This is a genomic window from Clostridium sp. 19966 (assembly GCF_032335695.1).
Taxonomy (GTDB): Bacteria; Bacillota; Clostridia; order Clostridiales; family Clostridiaceae; genus JACTOJ01.
Map to the genome: position 1 here is coordinate 1 of NZ_JACTOJ010000047.1, position 15,150 is coordinate 15,150.

At 30.8% G+C, this 15,150-nt stretch carries 15 protein-coding genes; 12 read left to right on the forward strand and 3 right to left on the reverse strand.

The window, feature by feature from the left end:
* Window positions 1-166: 166 nt before the first annotated feature.
* Complete coding sequence (locus tag IAI10_RS23475) at window positions 167-1,384, forward strand: macrolide family glycosyltransferase (RefSeq protein WP_315675748.1); 1,218 nt, start codon at window positions 167-169, stop codon at window positions 1,382-1,384.
* Between the two features lie 55 nt (window positions 1,385-1,439).
* On the opposite strand, the gene IAI10_RS23480 is transcribed toward IAI10_RS23475, so the two are convergent.
* Both IAI10_RS23480 and IAI10_RS23485 read right to left on the reverse strand, forming a co-directional pair.
* The gene (locus IAI10_RS23480) at window positions 1,440-1,565 is read right to left on the reverse strand and encodes a hypothetical protein (protein ID WP_315675749.1); all 126 of its coding nucleotides are present in this window, start codon (window positions 1,563-1,565) and stop codon (window positions 1,440-1,442) included.
* A 3-nt stretch (window positions 1,566-1,568) separates the two neighbouring features.
* The gene (locus IAI10_RS23485; RefSeq protein WP_315675750.1) at window positions 1,569-1,706 is read right to left on the reverse strand and encodes a hypothetical protein; all 138 of its coding nucleotides are present in this window, start codon (window positions 1,704-1,706) and stop codon (window positions 1,569-1,571) included.
* A 157-nt stretch (window positions 1,707-1,863) separates the two neighbouring features.
* On the opposite strand from IAI10_RS23485, the gene IAI10_RS23490 reads away from it, so the two are divergent.
* From IAI10_RS23490 to IAI10_RS23510, 5 genes are all read left to right on the forward strand, one after another.
* On the forward strand, window positions 1,864-2,076 hold the full coding sequence (locus tag IAI10_RS23490; RefSeq protein ID WP_315675751.1) for a hypothetical protein: 213 nt from the start codon (window positions 1,864-1,866) through the stop codon (window positions 2,074-2,076).
* Between the two features lie 20 nt (window positions 2,077-2,096).
* Window positions 2,097-3,131, forward strand: a complete 1,035-nt coding sequence (locus tag IAI10_RS23495; protein ID WP_315675752.1) for a DUF5700 domain-containing putative Zn-dependent protease — start codon at window positions 2,097-2,099, stop codon at window positions 3,129-3,131.
* A 64-nt stretch (window positions 3,132-3,195) separates the two neighbouring features.
* Window positions 3,196-3,864 carry an epoxyqueuosine reductase gene (locus IAI10_RS23500; protein ID WP_315675753.1) on the forward strand — a complete coding sequence of 223 codons (669 nt, stop codon included), beginning with the start codon at window positions 3,196-3,198 and terminating at the stop codon, window positions 3,862-3,864.
* Window positions 3,865-3,981: 117 nt separating this feature from the next.
* Window positions 3,982-4,953: a phosphotransferase gene (locus IAI10_RS23505; RefSeq protein WP_315675754.1), complete on the forward strand. Its 972-nt coding sequence runs from the start codon at window positions 3,982-3,984 to the stop codon at window positions 4,951-4,953.
* A 100-nt stretch (window positions 4,954-5,053) separates the two neighbouring features.
* Window positions 5,054-6,493, forward strand: a complete 1,440-nt coding sequence (locus IAI10_RS23510) for an FAD-dependent oxidoreductase (RefSeq protein WP_315675755.1) — start codon at window positions 5,054-5,056, stop codon at window positions 6,491-6,493.
* 98 nt (window positions 6,494-6,591) lie between these two features.
* Here IAI10_RS23510 and IAI10_RS23515 read toward each other — a convergent pair whose 3' ends face one another.
* Window positions 6,592-7,662, reverse strand: coding sequence for an acyl-CoA desaturase (locus tag IAI10_RS23515; RefSeq protein ID WP_315675756.1), 1,071 nt, complete (start codon window positions 7,660-7,662; stop codon window positions 6,592-6,594).
* A 250-nt stretch (window positions 7,663-7,912) separates the two neighbouring features.
* On the opposite strand from IAI10_RS23515, the gene IAI10_RS23520 reads away from it, so the two are divergent.
* The 6 genes from IAI10_RS23520 (at window position 7,913) to IAI10_RS23545 (ending at window position 14,955) form a co-directional block, all read left to right on the forward strand.
* Window positions 7,913-9,085 (forward strand): sensor histidine kinase, encoded by a 1,173-nt coding sequence (locus tag IAI10_RS23520; RefSeq protein ID WP_315675757.1) that lies wholly within the window; start codon window positions 7,913-7,915, stop codon window positions 9,083-9,085.
* 2 nt (window positions 9,086-9,087) lie between these two features.
* Entirely contained in the window at window positions 9,088-9,732 is a 645-nt protein-coding gene (locus tag IAI10_RS23525; RefSeq protein ID WP_315675758.1) for a response regulator transcription factor, read from the forward strand.
* A gap of 132 nt (window positions 9,733-9,864) precedes the next feature.
* A complete protein-coding gene (locus tag IAI10_RS23530) occupies window positions 9,865-11,640 on the forward strand; it encodes a hypothetical protein (protein WP_315675759.1) in 1,776 nt (591 codons plus the stop codon).
* A 165-nt stretch (window positions 11,641-11,805) separates the two neighbouring features.
* A complete protein-coding gene (locus tag IAI10_RS23535) occupies window positions 11,806-12,750 on the forward strand; it encodes an ABC transporter ATP-binding protein (protein ID WP_315675760.1) in 945 nt (314 codons plus the stop codon).
* Between the two features lie 2 nt (window positions 12,751-12,752).
* Entirely contained in the window at window positions 12,753-13,883 is a 1,131-nt protein-coding gene (locus IAI10_RS23540; RefSeq protein WP_315675761.1) for an ABC transporter permease, read from the forward strand.
* Window position 13,884: 1 nt separating this feature from the next.
* The gene (locus tag IAI10_RS23545) at window positions 13,885-14,955 is read left to right on the forward strand and encodes an ABC transporter permease (RefSeq protein ID WP_315675762.1); all 1,071 of its coding nucleotides are present in this window, start codon (window positions 13,885-13,887) and stop codon (window positions 14,953-14,955) included.
* The last annotated feature ends 195 nt before the right edge of the window (window positions 14,956-15,150 follow it).

The following is a 15,150-nucleotide window of genomic DNA, read 5'->3' on the forward strand; positions in this document are numbered from 1 at the left end:
ATTATATAGGTAAGTATATATTAATTTTATAACTTAATAAAAGATTTTTTTAAATTAAAGACTAATGAAAACATATATATTGTTAAAAATATGCAAAATCTATTGATAAAAATTTCCAAAATAGTAAAATAAAATTATTACATATTAATAGATAGGAGAGATGTATATGTCTAAGATACTTTTTTTGGGCATTCCTGCCCATGGTCATGTTAATCCTACATTAGGATTGGTTAATGAGCTTATTAAACATGGAGAAGAAATAGTTTATTACTGCGAGGAGGAATTTAAAGAAAAAATTGAGAAAGCTGGAGGGGAATTTAGAAGCTATAACCCAGGCATAAAGATATTCGGAAACAATAATGGAACAGATGCTATGGGTATAGAAGAGATGAGCAAAAGAATTTTAAGTATGCTTAATAACTGTGAGCCAATGATAGCAGATATTTTAGAAAAAATAAAAGATGAACATTTCGATTGCATAATTTATGCCGCCATGTTTCCCTATGGTGCTATTCTTAACAAAATATTAAAGCTTCCGTCCGTATCTTCCTTTGCTGTATTTGCAACTCCACAGGAAATAATTCCAAAGGAATATAAATTTGTATTAGAAAAGGGATTTTTAGAGGATAGCCCAATAATGAAGAAATACAATGAACTCTCTTGTAGATTGGAAGGAAAATACAATATTAAAATAGGAAAAATTCAAGATATGATTTATAATAAGGCTGATTTAAATATAGCTTACACATCAAAGTATTTTGTGGCTCATAAAGAATATTACGATGACAGTTTCGTATTTATAGGCCCACCCATATATGATAGAAATGAAAATTTAGATTTTCCTTTTGAAAGGCTGCAAGGAAAAAATGTTGTATATATTTCCATGGGAACTGTTTTTAATAAAGATTTAAATCTTTATAATATATTCTTTAATGCATTCAAAAATGAAGATTTTACAGTGGTAATGTCAGCATATAATGTGGATATTTCTAATTTTAATATACCCGAAAATTTTATTGTAAGAAATTATGTGCCTCAGGCTGAAGTATTAAAGTATACTAAGGTAGCTATAACTCACGCGGGAATGAATAGTACAAGTGATCTTATATATAATAATATACCTTTTGTAGCAATTCCTATAGGAGCAGATCAGCCTTATATGGCATCCAGGTCAGAGCAACTTGGAGCTTGCATTAAATTAGAGAGAAAAAGCCTTACTGCAGAAAATTTGAAAGAAGCGGTTAAGGAGGTTTATGCTAACCAATCGTATTTAGAAAATATAAAAAAGATTAAAGAATCCTTTGATGAGGCAGGAGGATATAAAAAAGCAGTAGAGGAAATTTTTAAGATGAAGAAAATTGGTAAGAGTGAGAAAATTTCTTAATATATTATATTGCATGCGGTGAGGGTTTATAGAATATGCCATCGCCGCAGCATATTTATAACATCAAATCTTCTCGTCCTATTTCTTTAAATGCAGAATTTATTACTTCAGAAAATTGATTTAAATTTTTTAAAGTATCAAATACTTTTTCTTTACCATAAACATCTGAATTATTCCCCATAAATCATTTCCAAGGGAATAATTTTTTGAATGTTTTAATTTTGGATTTGCTTTTCATAAAAAAGTCTACAAATTCTTCTTTTGTGAATCCTCCTCTAGGTCCACCTGCGTTAGTATATCTTTCAAATTCTAATTTCCACATACTCATCCACTATTTTAAAATTTTATTGTTAAAACATCAAAAGGTTATCATACGAAAAAGTAAATTATTTAATGTTTTGCCATAAAATATTGAAAAATTAATAGAGGATATGTAAAATAATTAATATATTGATATTTTATGCTGGAGGAGGAAATTGATGAAATATTATCATGGCAGTCAAACTGCTAATATAAAACTTATAACTCCAAATGTGTCCAATCATAGTAAAGCATTTGTATATATTACTACAGATCCGGTTGTAGCTGCATTCTATATGGTTAAAGCCAATTTTTATACCTATGGATTTAAGAAAGGAAGCAGCATACCTGTGTATACCGAATATTATAAGAATGCATTAAAAATTTTCTGAAGAATGGAGAGAAGCTGCAAATGAGTTATAGAATACGTTATTCAACAATAATACCCATGCTGAAACTTTTAAAGAAACTAAAGGAAAAAGGAATAGATAGATCCGAAATTGAAGAAATATTATCTCATGAGGATTATGAGTTCGAATTTTCCAGATATAAAGGCAGAGTTTCAAAGGAAGAGTACATAGATTACATTTTAAATCTGCCAAGTATAAGCGATAAAGCTTTAGAAAATGAAGATTTAAGAGTTCATCATGATTTTTACCTAAGATTTTTAGAAAAGCCTGATAGGTATATTAATGAGGCTGATAAATGGATAAGCATATTAACTACTGATTTGTTTGATAGACAAATTGAGGAAGCTTTAAAAGGACTTCCAGAAGATGTGGAGCTTCCCAATTTAAATTTTATTTTTACGGCAGGTATAGGACGGAGCGGAGGATATGTACATAAAAATGGAATGCACTTTGACATTCTTCAGCTTATGATTAACAATCAGTCTATGGAGGAATTTGGTACTGTAATTTCTCATGAAGTGCATCATCAAGGTATGGAAACCATTCACAATAAATTAGATTTGAATAATTTACCGCTGGAACAGATTTTTTTTGTGTACTTTTCAGGTGAGGGACTTGCAGTTAAGTACTGCAATAATGCAGAAGGTGTAATGTCGAAGGCTATTCATGCTGGAGCTAAAAATATAGGTATGGATAAATTTACTTGGAAATATCTTAATGATGATTTTTATAATACAATGGAACATTTTAGAAAAACATTAAACCAAATAAGGAATAATGATATAAAAACTTTAGAAGAATTAGAACAGGATTTTTACGATTATTGGATGAATCCATATATTGAGGGACAAAGTAAAAATGAAATACCAAAACTTCTTCAGTTTAGACTATACAGCTTTGGGAATGAAATCTGGGGAATAATTCATGATTGCTTTGGAAAAGACAAGGTTTATGAGACTCTAAGAAACCCAGAAAACTTTAGAGCTGTATTTAACGAAGCCTTAGAAAAGATTGGACATGCAGAATATAAGATTTAGGACACCTGATTATAAAACATAGCTTACCACACTAAAACAGAACAAAATATAAAGGGGAACAGGCATGGATAATAATTATATTAAAAATTTAGCTTATTCTTTAGGTGCGGATGTATGCGGTATTGCTTCCATTGACAGATTTTATGATGCACCTAAAGGCTTTTCACCTATAGACATATATGGCGAAGCAAAAGCTGTCGTAGTTTACGGCAAGCATTTTTCTAAAGAGATGTATGAAACTAACACCAATGCACCGTATACTTTTATTAAAAATAAGTTAGTGCAGGATTTAGATAATATAAGCATTGAACTTAGCTTTAGAATATCTGCGCAGGGGTATGGGGCTATACCAATACCAGGGGACGAGCCTTATGATTATTGGGATGAGGAAAATAAAATTGGCAGAGGAATATTATCTTTAAAACATGCAGCACAGGCTGCTGGTATCGGTTTTATGGGAAGAAATACTTTGCTCATAAATGAAAAATACGGCAATAGATTGTACTTAGCTGCATTAGTTACAAATGCAGAACTTCAGGCAGACGAGTTATTAAATAAAACTTGTCCTAAAGAATGTGATAAATGTGTAAAAGCTTGTCCGCAGTATGCATTAGATGGAATTAGCATAAATCAAAAAAAATGTAGAGAAAAATGCATTTCAACTACTCCAGGAGGCGGCTTCGTATATGGTTGTAACATCTGTAGAAAGATATGTCCATTTTCTAGAGTCTAATATCAGGCTGTACCTTAAAATATTTATATTTATTTTAATAAGCTTATATATGTTCTATAAAAATTTACTGATATAATGAATTTTAAATAATGAATTAATATTTTTATGAGGTGCTATATGAGCGTAACTAAATCAAGATTAAATAAAATTGAAATATCGGATATGGTAAGATTAGCCTTTGGAGAAGCTGCAAGCATAAAAAAGCTGGAAGAATTAAAGGACGGCTTTTTTAATACTGCCTATATGATAGAACTTTCAGATGGAAGAAAGACAGTTCTGAAAGTTTCCCCTGCTAAAGAGATAAAGGTATTAAGATACGAGAAAAATATAATGAATACAGAAGTTACAGTTATGAATAAACTTAAAGAAGATAATATTCAGGTGCCTAAAATTTATTATTATGGCAAATATAAAACTTTTTTGGAGTTTTTCTTTATGGAATTTATTGAAGGTACGCCTTTAAATAAGCTTAGCAGTGAAATGACTGAGGAACAGCTCAATAAAGTGTACAAACAGCTTGGAGAAATTGTATACAAATTTCATAATATTGAGGGGAAGTATTTCGGATATATATCCCAACCAGAAAAAAGATTTGATACTTGGAAAGAAGCCTTTTTATTTATGGTAAAAGAATTGCTTGAAGACGCAGCAGATGAGGAGGTTAAACTTCCGTACTCCTACAATGATATTTACAATATGATTTATGAAAAAAGTTATGTTTTAGATGAAGTAAAGCAGTCTTCTATTTTACATAAGGATTTATGGGAAGGAAACATTTTTATAGAAGAACAAACTAACAATATAACTGGTATTATAGATTGGGAGCGAGCTATATACGGGGATTCTATTATGGATCTGGTATGCGGATTTTTGTTGGATAAACCTAGTTTTATAGATAAATATTTTGGAAATAAGTTATTAACCTATGAAGAAAAAATAAGAGTTATTTTATACAATATATATTTATTTCTTATTATGGTTATTGAATGCACGTATAGGAAGGTTCCTGAAAGTGAGTTCGCATTGGAAATGCTAAAAAAGTCTTGTAAGGAGCTTTTAAGCTTAGATTCTGCTTTAAATCAGTGTTGATTTTTAACAATGCTTTAAAACATAGCCAATTATTATTTTGAATATATTTAAAGCATTGAGCTAATACTAGCAGTAATAAATTTTACTGTGGGGTGATATTATGCAATCTGTATGGAGCGATAGCTGTAGTTTTAGAAGAAGAGATTCTTTAAATTCTGATATTGATGTTGAAGCCGTGGTAATAGGAGCGGGTATGGCTGGACTATTAACTGCATATATGCTGAAAAATAAAGGTGTTGAGCCTATTGTCATTGATGCCAAAAGTATTGCCAGCGGAGTAACACAAAATACCACTGCAAAGATAACTTCACAGCATTACTTAATTTATGATAAGCTTATAAAAAATTTTGGTAAGAGCAGTGCTTTTCAATATGCTATGGCTAATGAAACAGCAATAAGAAAATATGAAGAAATAGTAAATAAAGAAAATATAGACTGTGATTTTGAGGTGGTTCCAGCATACATATATTCTTTAGACGAAAGCGGAAAGAGCAAATTAAAAAATGAGTGGGAGGCAGCCAAGGAGCTTGGAATTGACGCTGAACTTACAGATTCTTTAAATTTACCTTTGGACATAAAATGCGCATTAAAATATAATAATCAAGCTCAATTTAATCCGTTAAAATTTTTGCAAGCCATTTCGGAAAAGCTAACTATATATGAAAATACAAGAGCTTTGGATGTAAAGGAAAATTTAGTGATAACTGAAAGAGGAAAAATTACAGCTAGACATGTAGTGGTAGCTACTCACTATCCTATAATAAACGTTCCAGGATATTATTTTGCAAGAATGCATCAATCCAGATCCTATGCATTAGCGCTTGAAAATGCTCAAAAGGTTGATGGAATGAGTATAGATGTGGCTGAAGGAGGGTATTCCTTCAGAAATTATAAGAATTTGCTTATATTTGGAGGTGCTTCTCATAGAACAGGAGAAAATCAGCAAGGGGGGAAATATGATGAATTAAGGGAAGCCTCCCAAAAATTATTTCCTGATTCTGTGGAAAAGTATCATTGGTCTGCTCAGGATTGTGTACCCTTAGATGAAGTGCCTTACATAGGAAGATATTCAGCTCAGACAGAAAATATGTATGTAGCCACTGGTTTTAATAAATGGGGAATGACTGGCTCTATGGTTTCCGCAATGATAATAAGCGATATGATAATAAATAGAGAAAATAAGTTCAGTGAGGTTTTTACTCCACAAAGATTTGAGGTTACAAGCTCCATTACAAATTTTATGCATGATACTGCTGAAGTGGCTAAAAACTTTTTGGCTCAGAAATTTGAGCTACCTAAGGAGTACATAGAAAAAATTAAGAGAGGACATGGTGGAATAGTTGCTGTAAATGGAGATCAAGCAGGAGTGTACAAAGATGAAAGCGGAAGAACCTTCATAGTTTCAACTAAATGTCCTCACTTAGGCTGCCAGCTCCAATGGAATGCGGATGAACTTACCTGGGATTGCCCTTGCCATGGATCAAGGTTTGATTATCATGGAAAATGGATAGGTAGTCCTTCTATAAAAGATATACAGTAGAAATAAATAATCTTATAGCATATAAAAATGTCACAAAATATAGTAGATAATAATCTGATTATTTTGTGACATTTTTAAATTATAATGTGTACTGGATGTTATCTGTTATCTATTATTTTACAAGATATATTTGTTATTTTATGATTCAGATGTTCTGTATCTAAACCATTCCCTAAAGACATATATGTATGTCCATTGCTGGGATCTACAAGTTTCGTGGAATTGTAATATATTCTAGGAGTTTTCCATAATAATATTAAAGCCTTTATTAAAGGCATTTGATGATATCTTTCCGGCCAGAGTTTAAGTATTTCCTTTTTAATCATTGGGTAGTGCTTTGAACTTACTCCAGCAAATAAGTGATGCTCTACATGGTAGGAAAAATTAAAATTAAGTATATCCAGCCACTTGGGTACATTTACAGATAAGCTGTTTGCTAGGGGGTCATTTATATCCACTAGTGGATTAAGCCTGTGATTGGTTGATATATAGCTCATAACTATAAAGTTACCAACATATAGAGGGATTAAATATATAAATATCCATTTGTAGAAACCGATATAGGTTAATAATAGCAACCACATGCTCCAGGGAATAATGAATTCTATAATGAAAACTAGTTTTTCGTTTTTAAATTTTCTAAAACAGGTTACTAGCATTCTTAAAGAATGAATGGAGAAAAATATTCCTAGAGAAGCAAAGCTTACAAAAGAGCGAAGGTTTTTAGGTAATTTGTAAACTAACTTGAGAAAACCGCTCCTGCAATATTGCTCAAAACTTAGCCAAGCATCTGGATCTTTTGATTCATCTTGGGTATGAGCATGATGTATGGTGTTGTGCCATCTAGTCCACAATCTAGGGCCAACACTTAAAAGAGAAAAGCATATACCGCCTAAAATATTTTTTAGCCAAGGTGTTTTAACCACTGAACCATGAAGAATTTCATGACCTAAAAAACCGAGAGAGGCAAAACAAAAACCTAATAGTAAAGAAATTGCCAGCATAATGAAAATATTGTTAATATGTATAATTAAAATCATCCCTGTGACAACCCCAAAGATGTAAGCAAGGCCGCCTAATAATCTTTCAGGTGCCGGCTTATATAAATCAATTGTCAGTGCTTTTTTAATTTCCTTAGCATACCAGTTAATATCATGAAGTTCTTTCATTTAATTCACGCCTTTCATATTTACCTAGTTAAATCAGATATGTATTTCTACAATAAAATATTTTGATAATCAAAGCATTTTTCTATAGAGATATAATAGCAATAATCATTATCAAATGTCAATGATTATTTTTTAATTATTAATATCGATATACTTCAAAATATAGCCAAGTTATATTATTTTATTGATGATTTAGGGAAATTACTGTAAAATTTAGATTGAATTAATATTTGTAATTGGAGATGGATAAATGTACAAAAAAATTCAACGTGAAAAATATATGATTTGCCTTAGATACATGTATATATTTACTTTTATACTGTATTTTATAAGTGAATATAACAGAATAAATAATTTAGTGTTAATAGCTTTGTTAATATATATAATAAACAATCAAGTACGATATTTTATTCTTCCTAAAAAGCAGATATACGGCTCTATATCAATAATTTTAGACTTAGTGATGTCTTATTATATTTATCCTTTTGGAGAAATATTCGGAGTACTTATTTTTATTCCAGCATTGATAGATATAGCTTATGAATATAAGATATATTATTCAGTTCTATACATTCTGTCAGCTGAAATACTAGTAGCTATAAAAGGTAACTTCAGCATGATGATTCTGCTGTTCATAACCTCTCTTCCCATATTTTTGCTTATGATAAGGGTAAAGGAAGAGGAATATAGAAAAATTAATGCTCAGCATCTATATGATGTATTAAGAGAAAAGGAAGAGGAGCTTAAAAAAGCAAATGAGGAATTGGAATCATATGCTAGTACTATAGAAGAGATTGCAGTACTTAGAGAAAGAAATAGAATATCTAGAGAAATACATGATAGCGTGGGACATGCATTGTCAACTATGATTATACAGCTTAGAGGTATAGATAAAATTATTAGAAAAGATAGTGAAAAGGCTTCAAAGCTTTGTATAGAGCTGGCAGATTTTGCAAAAGAGAGCATGGAAAGCGTGAGAGCAGCAGTAAGAGCTATGAAGCCTAGAGAACTTGAAGAATATGAAGGGATAATTGCGGTATCTGAAATGATTAAAAATTTTCAAAAGCTTAGCGGAATAGAAGTTAACCTAAGGGTATCAGATAATGTATGGAAGCTTAATTCAGATCAGACCATGGCTATATATAGAATTATACAGGAATTTTTATCAAATTCCTTAAGGCACGGTAAAGCTAGCAGAGTTAATATATTTTTGAATTTTCTACAAGATGGCATAAGATTGCATTTAAAAGATGATGGTACGGGAGCTGAAAATTTTAGTGAAGGTGTAGGACTTAGGAGCATAAGGGAGAGGCTTTCCAGCTGGGGAGGAAGCATGCAGTATTTTACCAAGCCAGGTAAAGGCTTTGAGCTTGCAGCTTATATGGATAAAGGAAAATTGAGTTTGGATGGTATAGGGGGATAAAAATGAATAAAATAAAACTTGCTATTGTAGATGATGAGAAATTAATAAGAGAAGGGCTCAAGATGATATTGTCTACTTATGAAGATATAGAAGTGGTAGGGCTTTGTGAAGATGGAAGAAAAGCTTATGAATTTTGTAAAAATAATTCAGTAGATGTGGTGCTTATGGACATAAGAATGCCAGAGTGTGACGGGGTGCTGGGAACTAAGCTTATAAAGGAAGAAAATGAGAATATAAAAGTGCTTATACTTACTACCTTTAAGGATGGGAGCTATATAGACGAAGCCTTAAAAGGGGGAGCTTCAGGGTATCTTTTGAAAGATAGCTCTGATGAATTAATATACGGAGGAATAAAAGCAGCTTTTGGAGGGAATGTAGTAGTCCATCCAGATATATTAAATAAGCTTATGGTAAAGGAAAATGAAGGCTTTTCTGAAGATATTCAAAGCAGAACAGGGCTTACAGACAGAGAGATAGTAATAATTCAAGAAATAGCCAATGGACTAACTAATAAAGAAATAGCGGAAAAGATGTTCTTAACTGAGGGAACCATAAAGAATAACATAACTGCCATATTGTCAAAATTATACCTTAGAGATAGAACTCAGATAGCAATCTACGCCTTTAAAAATAATTTAGTAAGTTGACTATATAAAACTATTTCAGTTTGATGTCGACAAATGTTGAAATAACGAATATGAAAAAGCTGGAATAGTCCATTAGCCTGTAGTATATTTTAAATATTGCTATAAATAAATTATACAATTAGGGGGATGGAAATGAAAACAAAAAGAAAAGGTCTAAAAATGCTAACTTTTATTGTAAGTGCATTGATTATTGCACCTATGGGATTATCAGCTAAAGTTGCTAAAGCTGAAGATAATTTGCCTAAATATTTAAATACTACTGTTGGGGGACTTTATGATATTAATATGTATAAGGACAAGGCCTCGTTTGGTGTGTTAGTTGGAGATGATATAAAAAACACAAAATATCAATTGTTTTATTCTGATCATGGAAAAATGAACGTATTATATACTGGAACGGACATAGAAACTAGATCAGCAAAAGATAATATGGTAAATTTATTGTGCTATGATGAGGGCTCGTATTATTCCTTAGATCTTAATGATGGAAAAATGATTAATAAGAGTGAAGATTATAAAAAAATTGCGGATAAAGTAAAGGAAAAATACAATAGGGTTAATGATGGAATTCTATGTTACGAAATGTCTGATAACTGGTATAGATATTCTATGGAAGACAATTATGGCTATGTAACTCCTAATGGAGTAGTTGTTGAAAATCTTTCCTACTTTTCAACTAAGGAGTTTGTATCCGATGGAAAACTCTATGAGTATGCAACATTTCATGAGATGGACGAATCACAAAATTTGCATGAAAAATATTATATAACACAAATAGATGTAAATGGTAATGTAAATAAATACACAGCTAATTTTGATATTCCTTTTGAGACAGAAATAGTGGCGCTTAAGATCAGTGGAAATAGCGGAGAAATGATTACAAGGAATGAAAAAGATAACAATAAATATAATATTATAAGTATAGATTTAAAGGATAATAAGCTTATAGCCGAAAATACAGTAGTAGCAAATGGTAACAATGAGTATGCTTCTGTAGATCATAATGGAAATTTATGGCAAGTACATGATGGAATCGTAGAAAAATTTGAAAACGGAAAATGGATAGGCAAATATGAAGTAAATAATGATATGGATTCAATAAAAGCATATGATGATGATAATATTATTGTATATGTTTCTAATAGAAGTTCAAAGCCAGCAATATATACCATCATAAACAATGCAGCTGTTATAGCTCCACAGCAACCAAAAACACCTAATGTGCAAATAAATTCAATACAAAATGGTGTATTGCCTATTACGGTAAATTCAGTGAATAAAGATGCAGAAAATATTGTTGATGCAGCTAATTCTACAGGTTTCAATGATGTGGAATTAACTATAGCATCTGGGAAAGACGTGAAAAATGGTACTGGCTCTTTAACTGTAAAAGCTGGAGCTAATACAGTAATAAAGCTTCCTTTCTCAGCAATAGATGCTAGTTTGTTAACAGATACAGCTAAGATAGTATTGAAAGCAACTTCATTAACAGACAGCGATATTCTCAAGGGATTGAAGGATGTAAAAAAAGTATTTGAATTCGATTTAAGTGTAGTGGATGGTGCTAAAACTACAGCTATTCATAATTTTGCTAATGGAACCGCCGAGATATCTTTAAACTTAAGCGATGAGGACTTAAAGGGATTAAACAAAAGTAATTTAGCAGTATTTTATTATAACGAAAGCACAAAACAGTTTGAACAGATGGATACAACAGTTAATGGAAACACTATAACCTTCAAAACTCCACATTTTAGCCAATACGTTGTGGCTGAAAAATCATCTACTAATTCGAAACTTCCACAAACAGGAGCTATTATAGATAGTACTGTTCTTGAAGCAACAGGATTAATATTTGTATTAGCAGGATGTTTAATCCTAGTTGTTGGTAGAAAAAAAGTAAATTAATAAAGAAAAAAGTTTAACCAATGGCATCTTAATATTTAAATGCCATTGGTTATTTTTTATGCTTTTATTAATGACTTAAGTCATTTTATATAATGACCTAGGGTAATAGGTATAACTAAAAAAATATTCTATAATTAAAACATCAAGTGACAGGGGGAATAAATAATGAAGTATATAGATATAAAAAACCTTACAAAGAGATTTAACGATAAATTGGTATTAGATTATATTTCACTTCATGTGGATAAAGGGGAAATATTTGGATTGCTTGGACCTAATGGAGCTGGAAAATCAACTCTTATAAATCTTATGGTTGGGCTTTTGAAATATGATAAGGGAGAAATAATTATTGGAGGCTCTGAAGTATCCAAGGAACCTTTAAAGGTAAAAGAAAAGTTAGGATTGGTTCCACAGGAAATAGCTCTTTTCGATAGCTTAAATGCAAAGGATAATCTTGAATACTGGGGAGGTCTTTATGGTCTTAGAGGAAAGCTTTTGAAAGAAAGGATAGAAGAAGCTTTAGAAATTTCGGCATTAAAAGATCACATTAAAAAACCTGTAAAAGATTATTCTGGAGGCATGAAAAGAAGATTAAATATAGCAGCAGCAATGCTTCATCATCCAGAAGTCCTAATAATGGACGAACCTACTGTAGGAGTTGATCCACAATCAAGAAATCATATATTCGAGGTAGTTAAAAACATGAATAGACAATATGATACCACAGTGATATATACTTCTCACTACATGGAAGAGGTAGAGACTCTCTGTAATAATGTATATATTATGGATCTTGGTAAAGAGGTGGCCTATGGAAGCAAAGAAGAGCTTAAGAGAATGATTAAAAGTGATAAGGTCATTGAAATAAAGGGTCAGGGAGATTTGAAGAAGTTGATGCTTAATATTAGAACCTTAGAAGGAGTTAAAGGTACTGAGTGGGTTGAGGAAAATATTAAAATAGTGGCGAGTGAGAAGGTAACTTTAAATGAGATACTTAATGAAGCTTTAAAGGAAGGAGTTCAAGTTACGAGTATAAATGTAAAAGAACCAACTTTGGAGGAAGTATTTTTAACCTTTACTGGCAAAAAACTTAGGGATGAGGAGGCATAAAAATGAAGGTTTTACCTCATATAAAGAAAAATTTGATGTGCTTTTTATGGCAAGGAAAAATAATAATTTTATGCTGCTTGATTTTTCCTATGATAATGGCGTATATGTACGGAACAATGCAAAAGAGTGAATTTGACGGTAAAAGTAACTTTAAAGCTGTAAAAGTAGAATTTAAATATGATAAAGCTTCTGACAAAGGAAAAGTGCTGGATACAATTTTAAAACAAGACAAAGTAAAGAGTTTTATCACAGAGGTAAGTAGTGATGCACAATGCAGTGTAACTATAAATAGTGATTTTACTGAATTCAATATAAAAAAGTTAATTGGAACGGATAACAATGTAGAATTAGTAAGAAATTTCATGCAGACTTTCAGTGAAAATATTGACCAATATGAGATAGTATCAAGTAATGTAAATAAATTAAATATTAGTCAGAATGAAAAACAAAAGCTTATAGCTCAATTATTAAATAAACTTCAATCGGGAGATTCTTCAACTATAAAAGAGCAGATTATTGAAGGATATAAGACCATGGGGGCTAGGGAATATTACACTCTTTCAATGTTCAGTATGACTTCCATAATGCTTATATTAGCAATTGTTAAAAGCTTTTATAAAGATAGGGAAAATGGAATTTTAAAAAGGGCCTTTTCAACACCTAATAATAAAGAAAGCTATTTTGCAGGATTTGTTATATATGTATTTATAATATGCTTATTCATAAATTTAGCTTATATTTTCATAAATAGAACTGCGGGTATAGCTTTTGAAGGAAATACTTTTTCTGTTTTATTAATAGCGTTAATTCAATCTTTAATTCAAGCAGCTGTATCAGGAGTCATTGTGGCTCTTATAAAGGAAGAATCCATGGTTAATACAATAATGACCTGTATTCTTGTAGTAACAGGCATATTTGGAGGAGTATTCTACAACAGTGACTTTACGGGAGCCTCTATAATAAAGAATATTTCTAATTTAATGCCTAATTCTCTTATTTTGAATTCTTATAAGAATTTATATATAACTCAAGGAATAAGTGGAGCAGGCAATGAAATGATTATAGGAATTTTATTAGCAATAGCATTACTATTTATAAGCATTATAAAGGTTAGAAAAAATTGGGAGGGCTAAAATGAAATTTATATATATTTTGTGGAGTAATATAAAAAGAATACTAAAAAATAAGAAAATGTTTATATCTGCTTTTTTAATACCTCTTGCAGTTATGTTGGCTTTTGGATTTATTTTAAATAAAGTTGATGATCATGTTACTACTGCAGTTGTAAATAGCGATAAAGGAACTTATGGTAAGGAATTTATAGATGAAATAAAGAATAATACCGATATAAAGATATATGAAAAGGATGATGCAGCAGAAATGTTGAAATCTAAAAAAATATCTAACTTTTACAAGATACCTGATAATTTTTCTGAAATTATCAAAAATGAAGATAAGCCTGAAATCATATGTTATGAGAGGGAAAAAGGGAATTCAGCTGGAGATTTTCAGTTTTATGCTAATTCGTTAATTAATAAAATGATTTTAAGAGAAGAAATGAAGAAGCAAGGAGTTAATCTAAGCTTAAAGGGTTTAAATAGCTCCAGCAGCAAGATAGAAGCTAGCAATTCAGATAAACAGAATATTTCGGACCAAGTGGTAATGAATATCTTTATTAGCTTCTTATTATATACATCCATAGCCATTTCCATGGAGCTATTAAATTTAAAAGGACAAAATATATTAAAAAGAGGCTTTACAACTGCCAATAAGCCAGGAACAATAATTGGATCTGTTTTGTTGGCACTGCTAATAGTATCCACTGTAAGATATTTCTTAGTATATGTGATAAATTGTATAATTAATTCTCCATCGCATCTTAAGAATTCTCCGATAATGCTTTTGAATATAATTCTTCTAACCTTAGTTTCTTTAAGTATAGGTACTTTTATAACTCGAATATGTAGAAATCCTGGAACTATAAATATAGTACTTCAGATAATGATTGGTGTATCCTGTTTTGTGGGAGGAAGCTTTATGCCAATAGAATATTTACCTTCAAGCATAAGTGCCTTTTCAAAATTTACTCCTCAATATTGGGCTTTGAATTCTATAAACACTGGAAATGCGGCACCTGCCTTAATGGTTTTGCTATTCTCTTTAGTATTTTTTACTGCAGGAACTTATAAGGTAAAGGATTTTTGATAGATGCTGCGTTTTAAGGAAATGTTGATATAGGATTTGATAAATCTAGAACTTCAAAGATAATATCAACATTTTAAAACGGAGTCTTGATATAGAATTATAGAAAAATCTTCCGTGAAAAAATCATTGGAAGATTTTTTATTAATAAATAGATTTTGCTAAAAAATATGTAAAAATAAATATTTTAATAAAAAT

Coding starts and splice junctions, on each gene's coding strand:
- IAI10_RS23475 (WP_315675748.1), top strand. CDS start 167: ATGTCTAAGATACTTTTTTTGGGCATTCCTGCCCATGGTCATGTTAAT.
- IAI10_RS23480 (WP_315675749.1), bottom strand. CDS start 1,565: ATGGGGAATAATTCAGATGTTTATGGTAAAGAAAAAGTATTTGATACT.
- IAI10_RS23485 (WP_315675750.1), bottom strand. CDS start 1,706: ATGTGGAAATTAGAATTTGAAAGATATACTAACGCAGGTGGACCTAGA.
- IAI10_RS23490 (WP_315675751.1), top strand. CDS start 1,864: ATGAAATATTATCATGGCAGTCAAACTGCTAATATAAAACTTATAACT.
- IAI10_RS23495 (WP_315675752.1), top strand. CDS start 2,097: ATGAGTTATAGAATACGTTATTCAACAATAATACCCATGCTGAAACTT.
- IAI10_RS23500 (WP_315675753.1), top strand. CDS start 3,196: ATGGATAATAATTATATTAAAAATTTAGCTTATTCTTTAGGTGCGGAT.
- IAI10_RS23505 (WP_315675754.1), top strand. CDS start 3,982: ATGAGCGTAACTAAATCAAGATTAAATAAAATTGAAATATCGGATATG.
- IAI10_RS23510 (WP_315675755.1), top strand. CDS start 5,054: ATGCAATCTGTATGGAGCGATAGCTGTAGTTTTAGAAGAAGAGATTCT.
- IAI10_RS23515 (WP_315675756.1), bottom strand. CDS start 7,662: ATGAAAGAACTTCATGATATTAACTGGTATGCTAAGGAAATTAAAAAA.
- IAI10_RS23520 (WP_315675757.1), top strand. CDS start 7,913: ATGTACAAAAAAATTCAACGTGAAAAATATATGATTTGCCTTAGATAC.
- IAI10_RS23525 (WP_315675758.1), top strand. CDS start 9,088: ATGAATAAAATAAAACTTGCTATTGTAGATGATGAGAAATTAATAAGA.
- IAI10_RS23530 (WP_315675759.1), top strand. CDS start 9,865: ATGAAAACAAAAAGAAAAGGTCTAAAAATGCTAACTTTTATTGTAAGT.
- IAI10_RS23535 (WP_315675760.1), top strand. CDS start 11,806: ATGAAGTATATAGATATAAAAAACCTTACAAAGAGATTTAACGATAAA.
- IAI10_RS23540 (WP_315675761.1), top strand. CDS start 12,753: ATGAAGGTTTTACCTCATATAAAGAAAAATTTGATGTGCTTTTTATGG.
- IAI10_RS23545 (WP_315675762.1), top strand. CDS start 13,885: ATGAAATTTATATATATTTTGTGGAGTAATATAAAAAGAATACTAAAA.